This window comes from Arthrobacter oryzae (assembly GCF_003634095.1).
Classification (GTDB): domain Bacteria; phylum Actinomycetota; class Actinomycetes; order Actinomycetales; family Micrococcaceae; genus Arthrobacter; species Arthrobacter oryzae.
In genome coordinates this window covers 50,626-71,992 of the sequence record NZ_RBIR01000011.1, presented here as the reverse complement: position 1 = coordinate 71,992, position 21,367 = coordinate 50,626, and the positions used below count along the sequence as shown (strand labels likewise).

Sequence of the window (21,367 nt, the reverse complement as noted above, 5' to 3'; positions counted from 1 at the left end):
CCGGAAGGCTGCCAATTCGCCGGGAGCCTCCCGCGAACTCGCACGCTTCCGGCGAGCCCGGGTGCCGCGGTGGGCGCCGGACTGGGGACTGGCCGAACCGTGCCGCGGTGCCCGGGCTTGCACGGGACGATAGTTTGGTGGCATGACGGCAAGCTACAGGTACGACGTCGAGGTTCTTCATCTGCTGCTCTCTCCGGCGCACGCCTACTTCGGCCGCGCCCGCGACGGCGCGGCGGAGGTCCCCACCACGGACGCGGACCGGGCCGAAGTGGTGGCCGGCAAGGGCATCGTCGGCGACCGGTTCTTCGGCAAGGCCGCGCACATGGACGCCGCTGTCACGCTGCTCGCGGTCGAAGCCCTCGAGGCCATGGCTGCGGAGCTGGAGGTCGGAACCTTTGACCCGCTCCTGACCCGTCGAAATGTGGTCCTGCGGGGCGCCCACCTGGCTCCCCTGCTGGGTCAGGACTTCGCGCTGGAGACGCGAGGAGAACCGGTCTGGTTCCGGGCCGGACGGCCCGCCCACCCGTGTGCGTGGATGGACCGGATGCTCGCTCCGGGGGCGCACGCGGCCATGCGCGGGCGGGGCGGCGTGCGCTGCCAGCCGCTCTCGAACGGCTTCCTGAGCCGCGGACCGGCCGTGCTGGTCAGCCCCGTGGAACTCGATCCACGGAAGGCCGGCCTCGCCTCGGCACTCCGGCCGTCGAGGCTGCCCTAGCGCCCACAGCCCGCAGCCGACGTCGCCGGAAGGCTGCCAATTCGCCGGGAGCTTCCGGCGAGCCCGCAGGTTTCCGGCGACTTCGGCCCAGGAGGCTTAGAAGGGGACACAGACAGGCCCGGTCAGGCGGGGCTTGCGGCGGACGCAGGCAGGGCGCGGTCCAGCCGTTTGATCCGCCGGTACGCGACACGCACGAACCGCACGCCGTTGGAGGCGATGCTGACCACGCCGAAGAAGGCAAAGCCGAAAACCGGATCCCCAGCCTCGGCGATCCTCAGCACCGCGATTCCGGCCAGGAAGTAGATGCTGCCTTCCACGGTGTTCACGCCCAGGGAGAGCAGGCTCAGGCCGCGGGTCGACGCGCTGGCCAGCCCCTCGTACGCCGCCGGGACGGCATAGAACAGCGTGGATACGCCCAGCGTGAGTCCGAGAGCCTCTTCCACCGGTATGAAGAACCGGGCCCCGATCGTGGCGAGGGCAAGGACCACCGCCGAGCCCACCCCGGCCAGGAGGATTTCGCGTCTCTTCCGGGCCTCGGTCCTGGCCACTTCCCGGCACAGGAAGGCATGGATCACGATCCACAGCACGTTGGCGGCCAGCACCCACCAGCTGTGCACGATTGCCGCCAGGGACACCCAGCCCAGTCCGGTGCCGGCGAGCACGCCAAGGCTCATGCCGCTGACGCCGTCGCTGGCCCCGGTGCGCCGCACCCGCAAAAGCGCAGGAACGGACCGGATGAGCTCGACGGCGATCAGCACCATCCCGGCCAGTGCGGCGGATACCTCGGCGAACACCTGACTCCTTCGGATTCCTGCGGCCACTGCGCAGTTGAGGCCAGCCTAGCGGCGACGGGCCCGGGCGTGGCCCAGGCTCCCCAAGGTCAAAGCCCCAATACCCAAGGCCAAAGGCAAAATGCCCCAGACCGAAGGCCCAAGGGACTTTGGACAGGGGCACCCACAGGGCGCCCACGCCTAAAATTGAGCATGAACGGTTCCGGCGCGTTCGAAGTTGCGGCATGCTTGACGCTGCGCCGGAGCCCGATGACTTCTTCAGGCACCGCGGGCAAATCCGCGGTCGCGGCGTCGGACACGATGACTATCTTCGTTCCACTCACGGACGCGTCGTGGAACTGACGGTCATAGTCCTGATTACCGCCGCCTTGTTCGCGTGGGCGCTGGTATCGGCGCGGCTGCAGCGGGCGGATCTGACCGCTCCCGTTGTGTTCACCGCCGTGGGCGCAAGTCTGGCCTGGTTCGGGCTGGTCGATGCCGCCTCGCCCCCGGCGGCCATCACCCCGGTAGTGGAGGTCACCCTGGTGTGGGTGCTGTTCTCCGACGCCGCCCGCCTGCCACTCCAGCAGCTGCGCCGGGACGTGAGCCGGTATGTGCGGCTGCTGGGAATCGGCCTGCCGCTGACCATTGTTTTCGGGTGGGTTCTGGCCCTCTGGTTCTTCCCCCAGTTCGGGCTGTGGCTGGCCCTGCTGGTCGGTGCGGCGCTGGCTCCTACCGACGCCGCGCTCGGGGTCCCCGTGGTGACGAATCCGGCGGTGCCGTCGCGGATCCGTCAGCTGATCACGGTCGAGAGCGGCCTGAACGACGGCATCGCCACCCCGGTCGTCATGGTCGCGATCGCCGGCGCGGCCGCCGCAGCGGGCCTGGAGAGCGCCCCCGGCCCGGGCAGCGCCGCCGTCGAACTGCTGGTCGGCGCCGGCGTGGGCGCAGCGATCGGCGCCGCAGGCGGGTGGCTGCTGCAGCTGGCCCGCCGGCGCGGAACCGGCGCCGAGGACTTTGCCGGCATAGGAGTGCTGGCCCTGAGCCTACTCGCCTACACCGCCGCCCTCGCCGTGGGCGGCAACGGATTCGTCGCCGCGTTCTGTGCCGGCCTGGCGTTCGGCACGTGCGCCGGCCAACGCGCGCCGGCCGAACTTGTCTTCGTCGAACAGATGGGCGGCCTGGTGTCACTGCTCGTGTGGCTGGCCTTCGGAGCCATCACCATTCCCACAATGCTGGCGAACTTCGTCCCCCTGACCCTCGTCTACGCCGTGCTCAGCCTCACGGTGGTGCGCATGCTGCCGGTGGCCCTGGCCTCGATCGGTGCGGGCCTGGACCGGAACACCGTCTTGTTCGTGGGGTGGTTCGGTCCGCGCGGGCTGGCGTCCCTCGTGTTCGCGCTGCTGGCGATGGAGACCCTCGGCCCTGTGTCCGATCAGGCCGTGGCCGTCATCGCAGCCACCGTGCTGCTCAGCGTCCTGGCCCACGGCTTCAGCGCGGCGCCGTTGGCCGCCCGCTACGGACGGGCCGCTGCCGCAGCCGGACCGGAGCCCGGCGGCCCGGTGACGGTCACTCCGGCTCCCGACCGCGGCCTGAGCCGCAAGCACACGCCCGCGGCACGCATCCGGCCCAAGCGGGCCCGGCCCTAGTCCGCACCAGACCCGGCGTCGACCTCCGCCCGCCGGGACGCAGGACCGTCCCGCGGCGCCGCCCCAAAGCAACGTCCGGCAGGGCCTGTTCCGTAGCAACGCGCCGCGGCGCCTGTGATGAGTCTCACGCGCAATCTTCGCCATCTGGCTTGAGCCTCCCTCGGCGCGCTGTGCACTATGGAAAGGCAAGGCAGGGAGCGCGAGTTCCCGGCCGGCAGAGCCGCGATCACTCCGACGCACAGTGTGCGCGGCGGATCGGCGGCGAAGATTTACCCATCCTGGTGGACGCAATGAGGCCAAACCGGTGAGCTCGCAGAGCTGCCCCGAGGTCTCAGGCGTTCCTGGTTTGGCCCCACGGCGGCTCCGCATCGGTGCGGCAGCCGGACCTCCGGAATCACGAATGGAAGCACTGAACAATGACGTTTGAAACTGCCCCCTCCGTTACCCACAAGCTCTGGGACCGCTCCACCATGCACCACGAACTGGATGCGCTGATCCATGACCTCTCGGAGCGCCACAACACCGCCAAGAGCAACATCGCGGTCCACGCCAGCGGCCCCGGCACCTTCACGCTGAGCCTGAACCACGGCGCGGCAAACCTTGAGGCAGTTTCCGCCTAACACCGCAGCGCGACGCAGCACCACGACGACGGCGGGAGTTGGCTCCCGCCGTCGTCGTTCTTTTGCCGGTCCCCCGCTGATCAAAAATTTTCCACGGGGATAGACGATCACGGAGTACGTCCCCGGCCCGCTAATTGCGCTGGCAGCGGACCGAGTTCCGTGGAGTTTGGTGGATTTGCACCCCTCCGGGAGCAGGTGATCGCCGCAGCCCGGTTGGCGTACGCGGCTAGTGACTCCAGCTGGTCTGCGGTCAGCTTTTGCAGCCTATTTCTGCCGTGGGTTCCGAGCCCTTCCAGTTGGGCGAGTCCGGAGACGAGCCCTGCCATGAAGGAGTCGCCGGCGCCCACAGTATCTGCCACGGTGATGGATTCGGCGGCCAGCTCCACGCGCCCGCTACGGGACAGGAGGACCGGGCCGGCGGCTCCGCGCGTCAGTGCCACGACCGCCGGGCCGAGGTCCAGCCAAGCCTCCAGGGCGTCATCCGGGGTCCGGTCCGGGTAGAGCCATGCCAGGTCTTCGTCACTGGCCTTGACGATGTCGCTGGACGCCACGAATAGTTCCACCTGTCGGCGCGCCGCTGCCGCATCGGGGCTGATGGCGGGCCTGCAGTTGGGGTCGTAGCTGATGGTCGCGTGCTCACGGGCGGCCTGCACAAGGGCAAGAGTGGCTTGGTCCCCCGGCGCGAGCATGGCGGCGATTGATCCCGTGTGGACGTGGGTGGAACCTTGAACGGCGGCGAGGGCAGGCAGTGCGGCCCCGTTGATTTCCCAGGTGATGGAGAAGGTGTAGTCGGCGGCGCCGTCCGGACCAAGCGTGGCGAGGGCCGTCGACGTCGGCGTAGTGCCGCCGTTGATCACGCGGACCCCGTTTGCCTGCAGATGTTGGTCGATCAAGAGACCGTGCCGGTCATCGGCGTAGTGGGTCACCAGGGATGTCTGCAGGCCCAGGCGGGCAGCCCCCACTGCCACGTTGAGGGGGCTACCGCCCGGGTGGGCCGTCCCCGCGTCCGGGTGGAGGGGGTCGCTGATGATGTCGACGAGGGATTCGCCGATGACAGTCAGGACGGCGTTTCCGGCGGCCCGGGCAGACGCGGATGGGGTTTCAGGTGCTGGCATGGCTGCGTCCTTGCAATGGTGGCGTGCGTCAGCGGCCCGGGTAGACGACGGCTTTGAGCTGTCCGGCCTGCTTGCCGGCTTTGAGTGCCTCTTCGGAGTCGGCCAGGGCAAACCTGCCGGTGACCAGGATGTCCAGGTCCACCTTGCCGTCCGCGATGAGCTGGATCGCCAGGGGCCAGGTGTTGGTGTAGCGGAAGACGCCGGAGAGCCAGATTTCGCGGTTCTGGATGTAGGAGACGGGGAGTTCGACGTCGTCGGCTCCGAGCCCCACCAGGATGACCCTGCCGGCGGGGCCCACGGCTTTGATGCCGGAACGGACGGCCTGCGGGGCGCCGGAGGCGTCGATGAACGCGTCGACGTCGAGCCCCTCGACGCTATCGGTCCTGGCGTTGAGGGCGTGGGTGGCACCGTGTTCCAGGGCAAACGCCAGCCGGTCTTCGGCGATGTCTGTGACGTAGATTTCGGTGGCGCCGTAGGCGCGGGCGGCCTGGGCTGCGATGATGCCGATGGGGCCGGCGCCGGCGATCAGGACCCGGCTGCCGGGCTTGATCTGGGCGCGTTCGCAGGCCCAGAGGCCGACGGAGAGCGGTTCGATCAGGGCGGCCGCCTCGTCGCTGACGCTGTCAGGGATGTCGTAGGCGAAGTCGCTCTGGATGGTGACGTATTCGGCGAAGGCACCGTCGATCGGCGGGGTGGCGTAGAACTCGATGTCGGGGCACAGGTTGTACCGGCCGGCTTTGCACTGTTTGCAGGTGCGGCAGGGGCGCTGGGGTTCGACGGCGACCCGCCGGCCGACGCGGGCAGGGTCGACGGCGCTTCCGACGGCGGCGATCCGGCCGGAGAGCTCGTGGCCCAGGATCAGCGGATGGTCAACGACGTAGTCGCCGATCCTGCCGTGTTCGTAGTAGTGGACGTCGCTGCCACAGACGCCGACTGCGGCGACCTGCACGAGGACCTGGTCCGGGTCCAGCTGGGGGACCGGCAGGGTTTCCATGGTCATATCGCCCTGGCGCTTGAGGACGGCGGCGCGCATGGTAGCCGGAACTTCGGGATGTCCGGAGGTGCGGGACTGTGCGGTTGAAGTTGTCATCGAAGTATTCCTTTTTCCTGTGCAGATCGAAGGGAAGATGGGTCGGTTACTTGACTGGTCGGCTATTTGACTGCGCCGAGGGAGAGCCCCTGGACGAGTTTGTCCTGGGCGGCGAAGCCGGCGAAGAGAACGGGCAGGGAAATCACGACGGCGGCGGCGCAGACCTTCGCGAGGAACAGGCCCTGGCCCGAGACGAAGCCGGTGAGGAAGACCGGTGCAGTGCCGGCAACGACGCCGGTCAGGACCCGGCGAGGAGGAGTTCGTTCCAGCTGAAGATGAAGCAGATCAGTGCGGTGGCGGCGATACCCGGCATCGCCACGGGGGCGATGACCTTCCGGAGCGTCAGCAGCAGGCTGGCGCCGTCGATCTGGGCGGCTTCGAGCATCTCGACGGGGACTTCGGCGAGGAAGGAGCGCATCATCCACACGGCGATGGGCAGGTTCATCGAGGTGTACATCAGGACCAGGAACCAGATGTTGTCCAGCGCGCCGACGTTCTTGGCGAAGAGGTAGAGCGGCAGGACCGCGGCGACGACGGGCATCATCTTGGTGGAGAGGAAGAAGAACATGACGTCGGTCCACTTCTTCACCGGCCGGATGGACAAGGCGTAGGCGGCCGGGATGGCCAGCAGCAGGACCAGCACGGTGGAGAAGATCGAGGCGGTGGCGGAGTTGATCAGCGACGGCCAAGGGCTGACGCCGGACGTTGCCCCGAAGAACTCCTTGTAGGCGTCCAGGTTAAGGTCGGCGGCGAGGGACGGCGGGTTCGTCGCGGCGTCAACTTCGGAGTGGAACGAGGTCAGGATCATCCACAGGACCGGTACCGCGAACAGCAGGGCCAGCAGCCAGGCCGCGATCCCGGCGGCCGTGTTGTTGCGCGTGGGGTCCATGCGCGACTTGCCTCGGCGCCGTGAACCGTTGGTGCGGATGTGCGGGGCGGGGACTGATGACCTGGCCTCGGCCGGGGTGAGGGTGCTCATCGTGCTGCCTCCTTCTTGAAGAGCGAGAATACGGTGCGGAGTGCGAAGGTCGCCACGATGATGGTGCCGATGACCACCACGACGCCGGCGGCGGAAGCCAGGCCGTACTCGTTGGCGTAGTAGAACGTCTCATAGATGGCGTAGGGCAGGTTGGCCGTGCCCAGACCGCCTGAAGTGATGACGAAGGTTGCGTCGAAATTCTGCACGATGTAGATGGCTCCGAGCAGTCCGCCCAGTTCCAGGTATTGGCGCAGATGCGGCAGGGTGAGGTGCCGGAAGATGTCCCACGGGCTTGCGCCGTCCATCTGGGCAGCTTCGACCGTGTCCATCGGGCGGGACTGCAGGCCGGCCAGCAGGATCAGCATCATGAACGGTGTCCACTGCCAGACCAGCGACATGATGATGGCCATCAGGGGCGTCGAGGACAGCAGGTCCGGCTGGGGCGGGTTGGCGCTGCCGAACAGCGACCAGATCCAGGTCAGGGTGCCGTTGATCAGGCCGTAGACGGGGTTGAGGATGGCGTGCTTCCAGATGAGCGCCGCGGCTACCGGAACGATGAGGAACGGTGCGATGAGCATGGTTCGGGCCAGCCCGCGGCCGATGAACTTCTTGTCAAGGAGCAGGGCCAGTCCGAGGCCGAGGACCAGGCTGACCAGGACCACGGAAACTGTCTCGATGATGGTGGTGACGATTGCCTGCAGGAAGTAGGGGTCGGTGAGGATCTGGACGTAGTTCTCGATGCCGGCGAATCCAGTCTTGGACGGGCTCAGGCTGTTCCAGTTCATGAACGAGATGACCAGGGTCACCACGAACGGAAGCTGTGTGACGATGATGAGGAAGACCAGTGCCGGCAGCAGCGGTCCGCGCCGTGCCCAGGCCATTGCGCGTTCCCGCGCCCTGGCGTTCTTGGAAGGTTTGGCTGCGCTGCTCCCGTGCCGGGAGATGCGCGCCGTTGCGGTAGTCATGATGTTCTCCTGCGCTTCGGTGATGTGCGGTTCGGTGAGGGTGTTCGGAGTGGTTACTTGTACTTGTCGCCGACTTTTTGTGCGGCTTCCTGGCCCTTGGCCACCGCGTCAGCGACGGAGCCCTGGCCCGCGATAGCAGAGCTCACGCCTTGGGACACCCTGGTGCCCAGGGCGGCGAACTCGGGAATGCCGACAAACTGGATGCCGACAGCCGGCCGCGGCTGGACTCCGGGGTTTTTCGGATCGGCGTTCTCGATGGCAAAGCGTTCGGCCTTGAAGAACGGTGCGGCTTTCTGGAAGTCGGCGTTCTCGTAGGTGGAGATGCGCTTGCCGGAAGGGACCTTGGACCAGCCGAACTTGGAAGCGACCAGTTCCTCATACTTCTTCGAACTCGCCCAGGCGATGAACTTGTCGGCGGCGTCCTGCTTCTTGGAGGCCGCCTGCGCGGCCCAGGACCAGGTCCACAGCCAGCCCGAGGACTTGGTCTCCTTCACCGGAGCCTGGGCGTAGCCGATCTTTCCCCTCACCGGGGAGTCATTCGCTTCCAGGGCCCCGGCGGCGGAGGTGGCGTCGTACCACATGGCGACTTTGCTCTGGCTCATGTTTGTCAGGCACTCAGTGAACCCCGCCTGCGCGGCGCCCGCTTCACCGTGGTCGCGCACCAGTTTGGTGTAGAAATCAACAGCGGCGGTGAATTCCGGGGCGTTGACCTTCGCGTTCCAGTCCTTGTCGAACCAGGTTCCGCCAAAAGTGTTCACCACGGTCGTTAGGGGTGCGAAGACCTGGCCCCAGCCGGGCTCGCCACGCAGGCAGATGCCCTTCATGCCGGGAACTGCACCGTCAACCTTGGCGGCAAGATCGGCCACCTGGTCCCAAGTAGGCTTCTCCGGCATGGTCAGGCCTTTGGCCGCGAAAATGTCCTTCCGGTACATGAGGAAGGAGGATTCCCCGTAGAACGGTTCGCCGTAGAGTTTGCCGTCCTTGCCGGTCAGCGACGCCGTGTAGGCCGGCAGGATGTCCGCCTGGTTGAACTCAGGGTCCTTTGCCACGTTGTCCAGCGGCGCGAGCCAACCGTTGGCGGAATAGAACGGGATCTCGTAGTTGGACAGTGACGCAACGTCGTACTGCCCCGCCTGGCTCGAGAACTCCTGGCTGATCTTGGCGCGGACGTCGTTTTCCGGCAGGACGGTGAAGTTGACCCTGATACCGGTTTCCTTGGTGAAGTTGTCCGCGGTGAGCCGCTGCAGGTCCTCCATCTGGGGGTTGTTCACCATCAGGACATTGATGCTGTTCGGGTCTCCGGCGGAATTGCCTCCTCCGGCACCGGCGCAGGCCGAGGCGCTGAGCGCCACGCACAGGGCGCCTGCGGCCAGCGAGGCGACGCGTATTTTTGCGCGCATTAAGGACTCCTTTGTTCTTCAGGGGGTGCAGTGCGACCTGCGCTCCGACTGCTATGTCGGGGTGCGGCGCCGAAAGCGGGACCTGGCCTGGAAGCCCGGGTGCCTCGCTGATGTTCCTCAACTTTAGGCCTGTGGGATAGGACACAACTAGCGCGATGGTTGCCAGTTTCTGATACTAATTTGCCGGAACGCTCCCCCGGGCAGACTGTACTCTGGAAGAAGACGGTCTCTAGCGCCGTCGAAATTTCATAGCCCGAACGCATGGAGAACCACGATGAGCACGGCGGCCCCCAGCAGTGCAGGCATCACCGGCGGTGCGGCGGCCCGGCTTGCGGAAAGACTGCTGGGCATGCGCGCCAACCGGGAGGTCATCCCGGAAGACCCGAACCATTCCGTCCGGTGGCACGAGCACGACTATCCCAGCCCGGTGGCCCGCTGGAACTATCACCCTGAATACGAACTCCACCTGATCCGGAAAGGCACCGGAAAGTTCATCGTGGGAGACCACATTGGCACGTTCGAGGCCGGACACGTAGCACTGGTGGGGCCGGGGCTGCCGCACGACTGGGTCAGCGACCTCGAGCCCGGAGAGATCCTCCACGGCAGGGACGCCCTCATTCAGTTCGACGGAAAGTGGGTTGAACAGGCTGCTTCAATCATTCCGGAAATGGCTGAAGTCAAGCCCCTGCTGGAACAGTCCTCGCGCGGGATCGAGTTCCTGGGCCGGACGGCCGAGTCGGCAGCAGCATCCATCGATGCGATGGGCAAAACCACTGGCTTGGAGCGGCTTCACCACCTTTTTGAACTCCTTGCGATTCTTGCCCGTGCCCCACAGGAGGAGCGTCGGTACCTGGCCGACGAATGGTTCAGGCCCCAGCTGGACGGCCAGGCCGCCGCTGTGGTGGACATCGTCCTCGAGTACGTCTTCAGCAACCACGCCGGCAGCGTCAAGATGTCCGAAGCTGCGGCGCTGGTAGGCATGTCAGAGCCGACGTTTTCAAAATACTTCAAGCGCGCCACCGGCCAGAACTTCAGTGACCTGGTCCGCAAACTTCGGCTGGCCCATGCACGCCGCCTGCTGGAACACAGCGACAAAGCCGTCTCCGACATCTGCTACGAGGTGGGTTTCTCGAACCTCTCCAACTTCAACCGGCACTTCCTCAACGAGGCCGGCGAGACCCCGCGGCAGTTCCGCCAGCGCGTTCAGGCCTGACGGTCCGGGGCAAGTCAGCCGGCTGCCGGGGCGGAGCGCATTTCGGTCTTGACGCGGTACATGTCCTGATCGGCGGCGGACAGCAGGGCCTCGGCCAGTTCCTTGCGCCCCGCCGAATCGGTGCCCGCGGGAACGGTCGTTTCCGCCCGGCCGACGGACATGCTCAGCCGGAGCTCGTTCCCGGCGACCGTGACGGAGCCGGCCAGACCGTTCCGGACACGCTCGGCCACGGCGTCCAGCTCCGCCGGGTCATCCAGCCGCGGGATCAGGACGACGAACTCGTCGCCGCTGTAGCGCGTCACCGCGTCCGCGCCGCGCACCGCCAGGGAGAGCATCCGCCCCACGTGTTCCAGGACCTGGTCGCCGGCAGCGTGGCCCAGGGTGTCGTTCACCTGCTTGAAGTTGTTCACGTCGCAAAAGAGCATGCCCACGCGGTTCCGTTCTTCGCCGGCCTGCGTAAGGGCCGCCAGCAGGCTCTCCCCCAGGTGCCTCCGGTTCGGCAAGCCCGTCAGCGGGTCGTGAAGCGCGCGGTGGTGCGCTTCCTGCAAGAGCTTTGCGCGGTCCGCCTCGGCGTCCTGGAGTTGCCGGTGCGCGTTGGCGAGCTCCCGCTCGTACCGGCGCCGCTCGGGGGCGGCGAAGAAGATCATCAGGTCCCTCGACGCCGCCCCGTCCAAGGTCCGGGTGACCGACAGCAGGACCGGTCTGCGCAGTCCGTCGGGTCCCAGGAGTTCGATCGACAGCTCGCCGAGCTGGCCGTCGCGTTCCAGCTTCGGCCCGGCATGTGTCCGGTACATCAGCCGGTCGCCGGCCGGCATCAGCTCCAGCAGGCGGGTACCGTTCAGGCCGCCGGCGGGCGCGCCCGTCCACGCGTGCATGGTGGCGTTCGCGGCCACGATTGTTCCGTCGATGCGGGCAACGACGTAGCCTGCCGGCGCCTGGTTGAACAGTTGCCCGAAGTCGACCGCCACGGTGTCCGCTGCGCTCATGCCGGTTTCAGGAAGTCGAGAATGGCGGCCGACGTTTCCTCCGGCGCGCTGCTTTGCGGGAAGTGGCCGGTGGCCGCCAGCCGGACCAGTGTGCTGTTGGGCAGCTCGTTGTGCAGGTACGTTCCAACGTGGTCCGGCGTGACGACGTCGTCCGTGCTTTGCAGGACCAGCACGGGGACGGTGACCTGACCGAGCAGGTTCCGGACGTCGGACAGGAAGGCCACCCGGGCAAAGTCGCGGGCGACCCGGGGGCTGATCCGGCCGAAGCTGCCCTGGATTTCATGATCCAGCTCGGGGGCGTGCGGTGTATTCATATAGACCGGGGCCATCGACTCGGCCCAGACAACATAGTTGGCGTCCAGGGATTCAAAGACGTCATCCAGATCCTGCCGGGTGAAACCTCCCACATAGCCGTCTTCGGGGTGGTCGAGGTAACTGGGCGATGCCGTGAGCAGGACGAGGCGGCCGAACCGGCGCCCGGCGTCCCGGGCGGCCGCGCTGACGGCCATCATGGAACCGACGCTGTGGCCGATGAGGGTCACGTCCTGCAGATCGAGTTCGTCGCAGACTTCCACCAGGTCATCCACGTAGGCGCCAAGCGTTGAGTAGGCGGCCGAATCGTAGGCGGACGGGTCAGAGCCCCCGGACCCCACATGGTCCAGCAGGACCACCCGGTAGTGGTCGGTGAACCAGTGCAGAATCTTGCCCCACATGCTTTGGTCGGTGCCGAATCCGTGCGCGAACACCAGGACCGGGCCGTCTTCCGGCCCGCACACCTGAACGTTGTTTCTCATTGCCGCACCAGAGGACATCTGCCAACCCGCCATTCCACTTCAGACACATAAACCCGCCGACCGGGACCGACGGCGGAGCTACACATCCGCACCTCCGGCACAGACGAAAGCGCCAGCTTTTCCAGCTGGCGCCGCCCGCGAAAGGTCCCCCACCACAAGGATGCATTTCGGTACTTGGCTCAATAGTAGTCCGGTGGAGCGGTGGCCCGGGCATGCGTCGCCGCAGCTCATCCGGCGTTTGGGACGACCTGCGGCGACCAGTCCCGGCGCTCAGGAACCCGGGGAAGTACGGCCCTCAGCCGATGCCCTGCCCCGCGTGGAGTCCGCGAGGGGATCGTTCCCGGGTCAGGTGCTGGGCTCAGGTTCGACCAGCATCAAGATCGTGTCCGGGCGTACGCCGTCGTATTTCATGGCCTCGGCCGCGGCCTCGGACTCCATCATTCGCTGGAACGTGTCCAGGTCCGGGACTTCGACGATCAGGCCGACTCGGTTGGTTTTGCCCGGGTCGACAAAGGGTCGGACAGTCATGCCCAAGGGTCCGAAAATTTCCTGGCGTCGCGGCGAGCTGAGCCAGTGGTCAACGTCGTCGACCTCATGGAAGATCACTAGAGTTGCCATCGTTGCCTCTGCTTTCGAAAGCCGAATCAGGAGCCGGATTGGCAGGCAATCGCGTGGGGAACTCCTGCTCCAAGCAGAAGTTACCACGGGCGCCCTATCTCGGATAGGGCGCGAGTTAAAGCGGCCAAAACCGCTCCCTGCGGCTTTCGTGCGTTCAGCGTTTGGTGCCGACGGCGGTCCGGGCCCCGCCGTCGTTAGGCACGCCGCCGCCATGCCTACTCGGCGATGAGCGCTTCCTTTTCGCTGCTGCTCCAGCTGGTGAGGAAGTTGAGTTGTTCCTGGGCGTGGCTTCCCGGTTCGGCCGTGTAGGCGATGAGGGTCAGCCCCTCGCCGGGGAGTTCGAGGGCATCGCCGGTAAGTTCGATGTCGCCGACGAGCGGGTTGTGCAGTGTCTTGCGGGCTGAGCGGTGGAACCGGACGTTATGCCGGGCCCAGCGCGTCGAGAATTCCGCACTTCCGGTGGCGAGGTCACCAATGAGGTTGTTCAAGGCCCTGTCGCCCGGGTTGCGCCCGGACTCGGAGCGGAGGGCGGCGGCAAGGTCATCTGCGATGGCGGACCATTCGAGAAAGAATTCCCGGGCACGCGGGTCGAGGAACATGAACCGTGCGAGGTTCACCGGCAGTTTGTCGGGGCTGAGGATGCCCGTGTACAGGGCGAAGCAGGCACTGTTGGCGGCCACAATGTCTCCACGCGAGTTGCGGACGTAGGCGGGCGTGCCCGTCATGCCGGCCAGGATCCGCTGAACACTGGGGCGCACTTCTGCCCGGACCCGGCGCGCGGCCGTGGCCCCCGATGGCGCGGCGGCTTTGGCGAGATCCAGCAGGTGGGTGCGTTCAGCCTCATCGAGCTGGAGGGTGCGGGCAAGGGCTTCGAGGACGGATTCGGATACTCCGCGGAGGTTTCCCCGTTCCAGGCGCGCGTAGTACTCGGTGCTGACGCCGGCGAGCATGGCCACTTCCTCGCGTTTGAGCCCGGGGACCCTCCTGGCCCCGCCGTAGGCCGGGATTCCGGCCTGGGCCGGTGTGATCCGCGAACGGCGGCTCGTGAGAAACTCGCGGACGTCCTTGCTGTTGTCCATGGGATCTACGCTACGACGCCGCGGCCCGGCCTAACAGGAACTGGCAGTACACCGCACAGCAGGCACTCCCACGCGCGCGCCGGGACTGGTTTTCTTGAATCAGTTCCATCTCCTCCGTCGAAGCAAAGGAAACCCCATGCAGACCGTCACCCTCAACAACGGCGTCCAGATGCCCATCCTGGGCTTCGGCGTCTTCCAGATTCCCGACGACGAAACCCAGGCCGCCGTCGAGGCCGCCCTCGCCGCCGGTTACCGCCACCTGGACACGGCCGCCTCCTACGGCAACGAGGCCGCCGTCGGCGCCGCGATCAAGGCCAGCGGAATCGCCCGCGAGGAACTCTTCATCACCACCAAGCTCTGGATCCAGCACGCCCCGACCGGAAGCGTTCAGGACGACACCCGGCGCGCCTTCGAAAACTCCCGCAACAGGCTCGGGCTGGACTACCTCGACCTGTACCTGATCCACCAGCCGCTCGGGGACTACTACAGCGAGTGGCGGGCCATGCAGGACATCAACAAGGAAGGCCTGGCCCGCGCCATCGGCGTGTCCAACTTTCACCCCGACCGGCTGGTGGACCTCATCGACCACAACGAGATCGTCCCGGCGGTCAACCAGATCGAGACCCACCCCTTCCACCAGCGCGCCGCCGACCAGGCGCTGATGCGCGAGCGCGGCGTCCAGATCGAGTCCTGGGGTCCGTTCGCCGAGGGAAAGAACAACCTCTTCACCAATCCGGTGCTCAGCGCCGTCGCCGAGGCCCACGGCAAGTCGGTCGCCCAGGTGGTGCTCCGCTGGCTCATCCAGCGCGAGGTGGTCGTCATCCCCAAGTCCGTCCGGCCCGAGCGGATGGCGCAGAATCTCGATGTCTTTGACTTCGCCCTCACCGAGGAACAGATGAACCGGATCGCCACTCTGGACACCGGCGCAAGCCTCTTCTTCGACCACCGCGACCCCGCCATGGTGAGCTGGCTGGGCGGACGCCGGATCGTCTAAGGAGTCAACGACCCAGGACGGGGTGCAGATGCTCACTCTCAATGGCGATCCGGGCCTGAGCGGCCGCCCCCTTGAGGGCGTCAGAAATTGACGCTCTCTGCAGGGTCAGGCCGAGAAAGCCAGCCATGAATGCGTCCCCGGCGCCGTTCGTGTCCACTACGTGTGCGGGAACAGCGGCAATCTCATGCCGCGTCCCGTCCGCTTCCAGCGCTATCGCACCTTCCGCGCCGAGTGTGCACACGGCCAGACGGGGGCCCTGTGCAAGGCAGGCGCTCATGAGCTCCCAAGGATCGTCTGTCCGGTCGCCGTTCATGAAGACCGTGTCGGCCGCCCGAAGGAATGGCTCATGGAACGCGGACGAGCCGTCGTAGTCATGAAGGTCCACCCATAACGGTGTTTGCCGGACCTCGTCGCGTTCGAGCAGCGCCAAGCCAAGTTCGCTCAGGTCCATCACGGCGAGATCCGCCGCAGCCACTATTGCCGCGACAGCGTCAAGGTCATCCCGCGGCGGCGGCGAAGCCACCGAAACGTAAAGCGATACACGGCCTCCGCCGTCGGTCATGAGGTTGACGTGGCGTTCCGTGTGGTCAGACGCAATCGCTTCGATCCTGACGCCGGCCTTGGCGAGGGCGCCGCGTACCCGGTCGCCGGCTTCGTCCTCGCCTAAAGGCGTGCATAAGCGCACGTCGACGCCGATATCCGCCAGGTGCAAAGCCTTGCCGGCTGAGGTGCCCCCGACCGTGTGCCAGGAGCGCCGGGCGAATTGCATGTGCGGGACTGGTTCCGGGAGATGGTCAAGGAGGATGAGGTGGTTCCACGAGGCGGGGCCACAGACAGCGACCATCGGCGAGACAGGCATTTCGTCAGCATATCCGGCCGACTTCTCATGGGCACCCGCTACGGCCCGCCGGTCAGGGGCGCGGGATGTCCATCTGGAACCCGCACCGGCACCGCAGGACGCGGGTCCGGAGGTAATCGCCCAGAAAATCCTGGGTTCCGGCGTGAGTGGAAACCGGCAGGTGCGCGCTGCGCCGCTCAGGGTCCACCGCGGACATCGGCTCCTGGCAGTGGCGGTAGGCGTCGTCGCGGGGCACGGCGGCGCCCGCGTTCCCGGTCCGCCCCGGAATGGTTGCGAGGAGGGCCGCGGTGGTGGCCATCACGTGCGAATTGCCGCACTTGGTGCAGCTGATGGCGGCGGCCAGGGTTTCCTGCTGCAGATTCATCATGGCGACGGAGTCCACGAGGAGGTGCCGGTCGGTGTCGCAAGTCGCGCACCATGGCCGGCGTCCCCGGGGCTGGTGCGCGTCCCTGGGCAGATACGTGTTGGACGTGATGGTCACTGTGTCAGACCAGACCCGGGTAGCTGGCCAGGATGTAATCCGCCGCGGCCGGCCCTTTCATGCGCAGACCGGTGCGCTTGGGATGGATCTGCTTCTTCTTCATGGCCGCCCAGAAGGCATTTTCGGGCCGGGGTGCAGCCCGGCCCAGGAAGCACCAGCTGGTGTAAAGGCCGTAGAGCGGGTCGCGGCCCAGGCCGCGGTCGGATGCAGGATCATCGGACGTGGCTTCCTGCAGGAATTGGTCATAGTGAGAAGTTGCCATGAGTGGCTCGTTTCCTCGCGGTGCATCGTGTGCCGCCATGTGGCTACAGCAGCTAACCTCTAGGCCGTGCACGCGGCGCTGAAGGATGTTTCCGGACGGCTGCGTCACCGCAGATCCGGGATAGAGCGTTGTAAGGCCGGACTCCACGTGCTGCGGAGACCGGCCAAAGCAAAAGCTCTACGTTGTAGACTCTAGGCGTAGACTACTTAATAAGCAACCTCCCTATTTTCCTGGGAGGGTGGCTTGTCCGCACCGATCCGAACGGAAGACCATGTCGCCCGAAGCCAATCCGGCGCCCCCAGCAGCGGCTCCCGCACCCCCAGCGGTTCCCGGCAAGAAGCGGCTCAGCCGCGAGATTGTTCTTTGCGCTGCCCTGGCCCTGGTGGACGCCGAAGGACTGGACGCACTCACGATGCGCAGGCTCGGGCAGGAGCTCGGACGGGACCCCATGGGCCTGTACCGCTACGCCGAAAACCGCGCAGCACTGCTGGACGGAGTCTCCGAGCTCGTCCTGAATGAACTGGCCATCATCCCCGATGACCCCGACTGGCAGGCCCAGCTCCGCCGCATTGCCCACGACCTGCGGCACCTGGCCCTCCGGCACCCCAACGTCGTGCCCCTACTGGTCACCCGCCCCCTGTCAACGCCCCTGGGCCTGCGGCCGCTGGGGACGCTGCGGCCGCTGGAACAGATCCTGTCCCTGCTGATCGATGCCGGGTTTGGCCCCGAGGACGCGCTGCACATTTACCGCGCCTACTACGGATACCTTTACGGGCACATCCTCAACGAGTTGCAGGAGTTCATCGTCGACCCCGACGAAAACGAGGCCCTGCTGCGGCTGGGCCTGCACCGTTTGCCGCCGAAGGAGTTCCCGCGCCTCCGCGCCCTTGCCCCGGTCCTGGCCGACTACGACGGGATGGCCGAGCTGGACGAAGGCATCACCATCCTGCTCTCGGGCCTCGCAGCCCGCCTCCCCCACCCGGGAGCCCAGACCAAACCCTGATCCGGACATCCCCTGGAAAGGCACCCGCCATTTTTCTCCTCTTCGGCCTTAAGACCGTCCTGCGCGACCTTCCCGGGCGGGCGGCCACGTGTCAGCGCTGCCGCCAACTCGTCCAGCACCGGCTCCAGGAACGCGCAACAAAATTCACCCTGTTTTTCATCCCCGTCTTCACGGCCTCCAGGGCCTTCAACATCACCTGTTCCAATTGCGGGCAGCACTCAATGGTCAAGGCCCGGCTGAAGAACGCCCTTTTGCGCTAGGAAGGCGGCGCGGCAGGCCGCACGCCCTAGACGGTGTTGTGCCAGGGTACGACGGCAGCCAGCAGCAGGTGCCGGGCGTCTAGATCGGTGGACGAACGGCGCCGTAGGGATTCGGCACCGCATAAGGATTGACCGGCCGATCCTCGTTGGATGAGGAGGCCTCCCTGGTGTCGTACGTGCGCGCCGTGCGCAGGTTCCGCGACTGCTTGCGCAGACCCACGGCGATAAAACCGAGGCCACCAACGAGAAGACCGAGCCCGACGACGAACATCACCGCCGCGCCCTGTCCTGCGATACCCGTAAACACCTCAGCCAACGGCATGGGCAGGACGAACATCGTCGCCGCCAGCAATATCGAGCCGACCGTAATTTGCCATGTCCTCTTGGACTGCATGGTTCCCCCTCCATGATTTGCACCTCAGTGTTGCAGCCCAGTAAACCGACGCGGGCTCCTATAGAAAGAGCGGCACCGGGCCCCGGGCGGACGACGGCGGGGCTCCCGCCGTCGTCCGTTTGCGTTTGTTGCCGTTTACCTAGGGAGCGCCCGCGCCCGAGTGGTTGTGACGGTTTCGGTTTCGTCCGAGTTCAAGATGCGAGCACCGCCGGCACCGCCACCTCCGCCGCCGCCGCCGCCCTCATTAGTCAGAACATCGCTAATTGCGTCCCAAGCGCGACCGGTGAGGTTCTCAGCCGCGTCCCATATACCCGACAGACTGAACGCAACTGCGTCAAACCCAGGACCCGCTGCCCCTGGGAGACCTGGCGTCTTGCCTTCCGCATCGCATTCGGCTGTCAATAGTGCGGTCCGAGCGTGCACCATTGCACGAATTCGATCGCACTGGCCGGACGCTAAAGGTTCAGATGTAAAAACACCGGGCGCATCCGCAACCGGCTCAAAGGAAATGTTAATCATCTTCTCTCCGTTAATCCCCAGCTTCGGAGTTGTTTAACAGATGCGAAAGCATGAGCTCCGCATACTCGACATTCCGCCGCAGCCCAATATTTGGCGCGGGAATAATCGGCACACATGCATATTTTCGGCAGGTCAGTCTCTGAGATATGCCCCCCATCCATCGACTTTCACTCGCCATGGTCCTCGCCGGAGAAACGGAAGTCAACGGCCATTAGTCCTTATTGACCCGCGTGTCCAGAGCGAAATGGCGGAAGGGGGCAGCGCGTGGAACCGAAACTGGGCCGCCGCTCTCCCGGAGGCCACTCGGTTATCGAACCCGACGACGATGTTCAATGAAGGTTATTGGTGGTTATGATTCGGTCATGCCGAATCCGCGATTGCAGCTCGCTCTGGAAAGGATTGGCCGGGGAGACTGGGAGATATTCGAAAACTTCGCATCGGAGTTCCTAGCCGTCGAATACCCGGCCCTGCGGACGATGGCAGCCCCGAACGGAGACAAAGGCCGGGACGCCGAAATATTCACAATTGACGGCGTGCCGAGAGTTGCTTTTCAGTACTCCGTCACGGCGAACTGGAAGACAAAAATTACGAGCACGCTAGACACCCTCCAAAAGAACTGCCCTTCGGTCAGCACCATGATCTACGTGACCAACCAGGTGATTGGTCCGGCTGCCGATGAACTCAAGGAAGAGTCCCGCCGTGACCGGAACATCACCGTAGATATCCGGGACCGGTCGTGGTTTGTGGACCGCGAGTCGTCCCATCCGCAGCGACGAGTGGCAAGTGAAGAGCTGGCAAAGAGATTCGTCGATCCGCTCCTGTCCAAACGCGGGGTCATCGACAGAACAGCGACCCTGACCGCGGATGAGAGCAAGGTCGCCGTGCTGCACCTGGCACTCGACGGCGAGGATCAGGCAACCGATCAGAGCCTTACCAAGAGCTGCTTCGATTCATTGGTCTTGGCGGCCCTTCACGATTCGGACGCAGATAACAGGCTCAGCCTGGGCGAAATCCAGGACGGCGTCGCCCTCCGCATGCCCGTGGGGAAGCGGGGGCAGGTCGATGCCCTGACCCTGAGCGCATTGACCCGCCTGTCCCGGAAGGGACCGGTCAAACAACACAAATCAGCGTCCGGATCTGAGGACACGTACCATCTGAGTTTTGAGGAGGCCAAGAGGATAAACGATCAGACCGCCGGATTCCTTCTCGATGAGGCTGCCCTGGATGCGAAACTCACTGCGGCGGTTCGGGCCCTCGAAGTACCGGAGGCACTGGGCGACGCCCAGGTGACGGAGGTTTCCCGGCAACTGCGCACGGTGTTGGAAGAAACGCTCCTGGAACGGGGTGAGTCGTTTGCCGAAGCCGTGGAAACAGGAGAACCGTTCCAGCTCAGCCCGGTAGCCATAGCCGACAGAATCACCGCAAACGGCGGCATCCATGGGCTCAGTTCTGATGCCGCGGCCGCGGCCATCATGCATGTGTGGTGGAGCAGCCTTCGCCCCAAACACAGTCCCACCTCCGCCGGCTGGCCGACGCCTACACGCTGTTTGCGTTCCTGAAACAGACCCCGGACGTCCAGAAAGTCATGCTGAACGTCTTCAGTGAAGGCGACATATGGATGGACACCACCGCGATCCTGCCGCTTATTGGCGAGAGCCTGGTGGACGATCCGGAAGAGCGCCACTTTACGATTCTGATGCGAGCAGCGGTGGACGCCGGGTTGCTGCTGTTCGTGACGGACGGCGTCGTGGAAGAAGTTGAAAGACATCTCAACCTGGCCGTGGCTTACGGCCACAACAGAACGTCGGCGTGGACGGGACGGGTCCCGTTCCTCTACTCGGCCTTCGTGCTCTCGGGCCGGCCGGAGAATGAATTCTTGGACTGGCAACGGAACATCTGTGGACGCGAACAGCCGTTGCAGGACGTCAGTGACTACCTCGCCGACGAATTCTCCATCGAGACCAAGAGCCTCCTGGAGTACTCCGACGCCGCATCGCTCGAACTTCGGGGCGCGGTTCAGGAGCTGTGGAATGAGACTCACGAGCGAAGGCGTCAACGCGGTGATTACGGGGCCGAGCAAGGGACGCGTTCCCGGCTGGTTGCCCACGACGTTGAAAACTCGGTCGGCGTCATCGAGTATCGGCGGGCGGTTGGACCATCCCCCATGGGCTACCTCGCGTGGTGGCTGACGTTCGATGGGACCGCAATGAAAATGAAGGACCATCTGCGGGAGCGCCTTGGCCCCCAAGCGCCCGCGTCGCCGGTCCTGAGTCCGGATTTCCTCACTCAATTGCTTCGCCTGGGCCCACTCCGGACTGCCATCGAGCAGGACCTGAGAGTGCAGTTGCCCCTGCTCACGGACATGAGCGTCAATCACTACGCGCCGCACGCTCTGCTCGACTTGGCCAGGGAAACGAGAGAAAAGTCGTCGAGTCAGAATGAACGGGTGGTGCGGCGCGAAGTCCGCGACGCCGTGAACCGCGCCAGGCAGCAGATGGGTCCGGCGGCGGTAGGTGGCGTTCGAGCCATGGAGGACCGAATTTCGGCTTCCATCAAGCGCCAGTCACCGGGCTGACTCCGGCAGACGGACACCCCGGCCGGC

The 21,367-nt window shown here is 65.6% G+C and carries 21 protein-coding genes and 1 pseudogene; 8 read left to right on the top strand and 14 right to left on the bottom strand.

Going from position 1 to position 21,367, the window contains the following annotated elements:
- Window positions 1-142 precede the first annotated feature (142 nt).
- On the top strand, window positions 143-715 hold the full coding sequence (locus tag C8D78_RS18125) for an MOSC domain-containing protein (protein WP_120955256.1): 573 nt from the start codon (window positions 143-145) through the stop codon (window positions 713-715).
- Window positions 716-837: 122 nt separating this feature from the next.
- On the opposite strand, the gene C8D78_RS18120 is transcribed toward C8D78_RS18125, so the two are convergent.
- Window positions 838-1,509 (bottom strand): hypothetical protein, encoded by a 672-nt coding sequence (locus C8D78_RS18120; protein ID WP_120955255.1) that lies wholly within the window; start codon window positions 1,507-1,509, stop codon window positions 838-840.
- 221 nt (window positions 1,510-1,730) lie between these two features.
- On the opposite strand from C8D78_RS18120, the gene C8D78_RS18115 reads away from it, so the two are divergent.
- A complete protein-coding gene (locus tag C8D78_RS18115; RefSeq protein ID WP_244208479.1) occupies window positions 1,731-3,134 on the top strand; it encodes a cation:proton antiporter in 1,404 nt (467 codons plus the stop codon).
- Between the two features lie 416 nt (window positions 3,135-3,550).
- Window positions 3,551-3,754, top strand: coding sequence for a hypothetical protein (locus C8D78_RS18110; protein ID WP_120955254.1), 204 nt, complete (start codon window positions 3,551-3,553; stop codon window positions 3,752-3,754).
- 107 nt (window positions 3,755-3,861) lie between these two features.
- Here C8D78_RS18110 and C8D78_RS18105 read toward each other — a convergent pair whose 3' ends face one another.
- The 5 genes and pseudogenes from C8D78_RS18105 to C8D78_RS18085 form a co-directional block, all read right to left on the bottom strand.
- Window positions 3,862-4,869, bottom strand: coding sequence for a carbohydrate kinase family protein (locus tag C8D78_RS18105; RefSeq protein ID WP_120955253.1), 1,008 nt, complete (start codon window positions 4,867-4,869; stop codon window positions 3,862-3,864).
- A gap of 28 nt (window positions 4,870-4,897) precedes the next feature.
- The gene (locus C8D78_RS18100; protein WP_120955252.1) at window positions 4,898-5,959 is read right to left on the bottom strand and encodes an NAD(P)-dependent alcohol dehydrogenase; all 1,062 of its coding nucleotides are present in this window, start codon (window positions 5,957-5,959) and stop codon (window positions 4,898-4,900) included.
- A gap of 62 nt (window positions 5,960-6,021) precedes the next feature.
- Window positions 6,022-6,938: pseudogene (locus C8D78_RS18095) on the bottom strand (carbohydrate ABC transporter permease).
- Window positions 6,935-7,903: a carbohydrate ABC transporter permease gene (locus C8D78_RS18090; protein ID WP_120955251.1), complete on the bottom strand. Its 969-nt coding sequence runs from the start codon at window positions 7,901-7,903 to the stop codon at window positions 6,935-6,937. Before C8D78_RS18090 ends, C8D78_RS18095 begins: the two are co-directional and overlap by 4 nt.
- A gap of 53 nt (window positions 7,904-7,956) precedes the next feature.
- Window positions 7,957-9,303, bottom strand: a complete 1,347-nt coding sequence (locus C8D78_RS18085) for an ABC transporter substrate-binding protein (RefSeq protein ID WP_120955250.1) — start codon at window positions 9,301-9,303, stop codon at window positions 7,957-7,959.
- A gap of 274 nt (window positions 9,304-9,577) precedes the next feature.
- On the opposite strand from C8D78_RS18085, the gene C8D78_RS18080 reads away from it, so the two are divergent.
- Window positions 9,578-10,516 carry an AraC family transcriptional regulator gene (locus C8D78_RS18080; protein WP_120955249.1) on the top strand — a complete coding sequence of 313 codons (939 nt, stop codon included), beginning with the start codon at window positions 9,578-9,580 and terminating at the stop codon, window positions 10,514-10,516.
- 14 nt (window positions 10,517-10,530) lie between these two features.
- On the opposite strand, the gene C8D78_RS18075 is transcribed toward C8D78_RS18080, so the two are convergent.
- The 4 genes from C8D78_RS18075 to C8D78_RS18060 form a co-directional block, all read right to left on the bottom strand.
- Window positions 10,531-11,502, bottom strand: a complete 972-nt coding sequence (locus tag C8D78_RS18075; protein ID WP_120955248.1) for a GGDEF domain-containing protein — start codon at window positions 11,500-11,502, stop codon at window positions 10,531-10,533.
- A complete protein-coding gene (locus C8D78_RS18070) occupies window positions 11,499-12,296 on the bottom strand; it encodes an alpha/beta fold hydrolase (RefSeq protein ID WP_167467955.1) in 798 nt (265 codons plus the stop codon). The genes C8D78_RS18075 and C8D78_RS18070 overlap by 4 nt, the downstream gene beginning before the upstream one ends.
- A 345-nt stretch (window positions 12,297-12,641) precedes the next feature.
- Window positions 12,642-12,914 (bottom strand): hypothetical protein, encoded by a 273-nt coding sequence (locus C8D78_RS18065; protein WP_120955247.1) that lies wholly within the window; start codon window positions 12,912-12,914, stop codon window positions 12,642-12,644.
- Between the two features lie 215 nt (window positions 12,915-13,129).
- Window positions 13,130-13,993 carry a helix-turn-helix transcriptional regulator gene (locus C8D78_RS18060; RefSeq protein ID WP_120955246.1) on the bottom strand — a complete coding sequence of 288 codons (864 nt, stop codon included), beginning with the start codon at window positions 13,991-13,993 and terminating at the stop codon, window positions 13,130-13,132.
- Window positions 13,994-14,129: 136 nt separating this feature from the next.
- On the opposite strand from C8D78_RS18060, the gene C8D78_RS18055 reads away from it, so the two are divergent.
- Window positions 14,130-14,987 (top strand): aldo/keto reductase, encoded by an 858-nt coding sequence (locus tag C8D78_RS18055; RefSeq protein ID WP_120955245.1) that lies wholly within the window; start codon window positions 14,130-14,132, stop codon window positions 14,985-14,987.
- Between the two features lie 4 nt (window positions 14,988-14,991).
- Here C8D78_RS18055 and C8D78_RS18050 read toward each other — a convergent pair whose 3' ends face one another.
- Genes C8D78_RS18050 through C8D78_RS18040 form a run of 3 tightly spaced genes read right to left on the bottom strand, consistent with a single transcriptional unit; the run spans window position 14,992 to window position 16,589 of the window.
- Entirely contained in the window at window positions 14,992-15,846 is an 855-nt protein-coding gene (locus C8D78_RS18050; protein ID WP_120955244.1) for a carbohydrate kinase family protein, read from the bottom strand.
- Between the two features lie 52 nt (window positions 15,847-15,898).
- Window positions 15,899-16,327, bottom strand: a complete 429-nt coding sequence (locus C8D78_RS18045) for a hypothetical protein (protein WP_147429647.1) — start codon at window positions 16,325-16,327, stop codon at window positions 15,899-15,901.
- 4 nt (window positions 16,328-16,331) lie between these two features.
- Window positions 16,332-16,589 (bottom strand): hypothetical protein, encoded by a 258-nt coding sequence (locus tag C8D78_RS18040; RefSeq protein WP_120955242.1) that lies wholly within the window; start codon window positions 16,587-16,589, stop codon window positions 16,332-16,334.
- Between the two features lie 271 nt (window positions 16,590-16,860).
- On the opposite strand from C8D78_RS18040, the gene C8D78_RS18035 reads away from it, so the two are divergent.
- Entirely contained in the window at window positions 16,861-17,592 is a 732-nt protein-coding gene (locus C8D78_RS18035; RefSeq protein WP_167467954.1) for a TetR/AcrR family transcriptional regulator C-terminal domain-containing protein, read from the top strand.
- Window positions 17,593-17,931: 339 nt separating this feature from the next.
- Here the strand turns inward: C8D78_RS18035 and C8D78_RS18025 are convergent, their stop codons facing one another.
- Window positions 17,932-18,246: a hypothetical protein gene (locus tag C8D78_RS18025; RefSeq protein WP_120955241.1), complete on the bottom strand. Its 315-nt coding sequence runs from the start codon at window positions 18,244-18,246 to the stop codon at window positions 17,932-17,934.
- Window positions 18,247-19,298: 1,052 nt separating this feature from the next.
- Here C8D78_RS18025 and C8D78_RS18020 point away from each other — a divergent pair.
- A complete protein-coding gene (locus C8D78_RS18020) occupies window positions 19,299-20,324 on the top strand; it encodes a hypothetical protein (RefSeq protein WP_167467953.1) in 1,026 nt (341 codons plus the stop codon).
- Complete coding sequence (locus tag C8D78_RS18015) at window positions 20,246-21,340, top strand: hypothetical protein (RefSeq protein WP_147429645.1); 1,095 nt, start codon at window positions 20,246-20,248, stop codon at window positions 21,338-21,340. The genes C8D78_RS18020 and C8D78_RS18015 overlap by 79 nt, the downstream gene beginning before the upstream one ends.
- Window positions 21,341-21,367: the final 27 nt, after the last annotated feature.

What these genes read in the sequence shown, in the direction of transcription:
- C8D78_RS18125 (WP_120955256.1), top strand. Translation starts at nt 143, where the DNA reads ATGACGGCAAGCTACAGGTACGACGTCGAGGTTCTTCATCTGCTGCTC.
- C8D78_RS18115 (WP_244208479.1), top strand. Translation starts at nt 1,731, where the DNA reads ATGCTTGACGCTGCGCCGGAGCCCGATGACTTCTTCAGGCACCGCGGG.
- C8D78_RS18110 (WP_120955254.1), top strand. Translation starts at nt 3,551, where the DNA reads ATGACGTTTGAAACTGCCCCCTCCGTTACCCACAAGCTCTGGGACCGC.
- C8D78_RS18105 (WP_120955253.1), bottom strand. Translation starts at nt 4,869, where the DNA reads ATGCCAGCACCTGAAACCCCATCCGCGTCTGCCCGGGCCGCCGGAAAC.
- C8D78_RS18100 (WP_120955252.1), bottom strand. Translation starts at nt 5,959, where the DNA reads ATGACAACTTCAACCGCACAGTCCCGCACCTCCGGACATCCCGAAGTT.
- C8D78_RS18090 (WP_120955251.1), bottom strand. Translation starts at nt 7,903, where the DNA reads ATGACTACCGCAACGGCGCGCATCTCCCGGCACGGGAGCAGCGCAGCC.
- C8D78_RS18085 (WP_120955250.1), bottom strand. Translation starts at nt 9,303, where the DNA reads ATGCGCGCAAAAATACGCGTCGCCTCGCTGGCCGCAGGCGCCCTGTGC.
- C8D78_RS18080 (WP_120955249.1), top strand. Translation starts at nt 9,578, where the DNA reads ATGAGCACGGCGGCCCCCAGCAGTGCAGGCATCACCGGCGGTGCGGCG.
- C8D78_RS18075 (WP_120955248.1), bottom strand. Translation starts at nt 11,502, where the DNA reads ATGAGCGCAGCGGACACCGTGGCGGTCGACTTCGGGCAACTGTTCAAC.
- C8D78_RS18070 (WP_167467955.1), bottom strand. Translation starts at nt 12,296, where the DNA reads ATGAGAAACAACGTTCAGGTGTGCGGGCCGGAAGACGGCCCGGTCCTG.
- C8D78_RS18065 (WP_120955247.1), bottom strand. Translation starts at nt 12,914, where the DNA reads ATGGCAACTCTAGTGATCTTCCATGAGGTCGACGACGTTGACCACTGG.
- C8D78_RS18060 (WP_120955246.1), bottom strand. Translation starts at nt 13,993, where the DNA reads ATGGACAACAGCAAGGACGTCCGCGAGTTTCTCACGAGCCGCCGTTCG.
- C8D78_RS18055 (WP_120955245.1), top strand. Translation starts at nt 14,130, where the DNA reads ATGCAGACCGTCACCCTCAACAACGGCGTCCAGATGCCCATCCTGGGC.
- C8D78_RS18050 (WP_120955244.1), bottom strand. Translation starts at nt 15,846, where the DNA reads ATGCCTGTCTCGCCGATGGTCGCTGTCTGTGGCCCCGCCTCGTGGAAC.
- C8D78_RS18040 (WP_120955242.1), bottom strand. Translation starts at nt 16,589, where the DNA reads ATGGCAACTTCTCACTATGACCAATTCCTGCAGGAAGCCACGTCCGAT.
- C8D78_RS18035 (WP_167467954.1), top strand. Translation starts at nt 16,861, where the DNA reads ATGTCGCCCGAAGCCAATCCGGCGCCCCCAGCAGCGGCTCCCGCACCC.
- C8D78_RS18025 (WP_120955241.1), bottom strand. Translation starts at nt 18,246, where the DNA reads ATGCAGTCCAAGAGGACATGGCAAATTACGGTCGGCTCGATATTGCTG.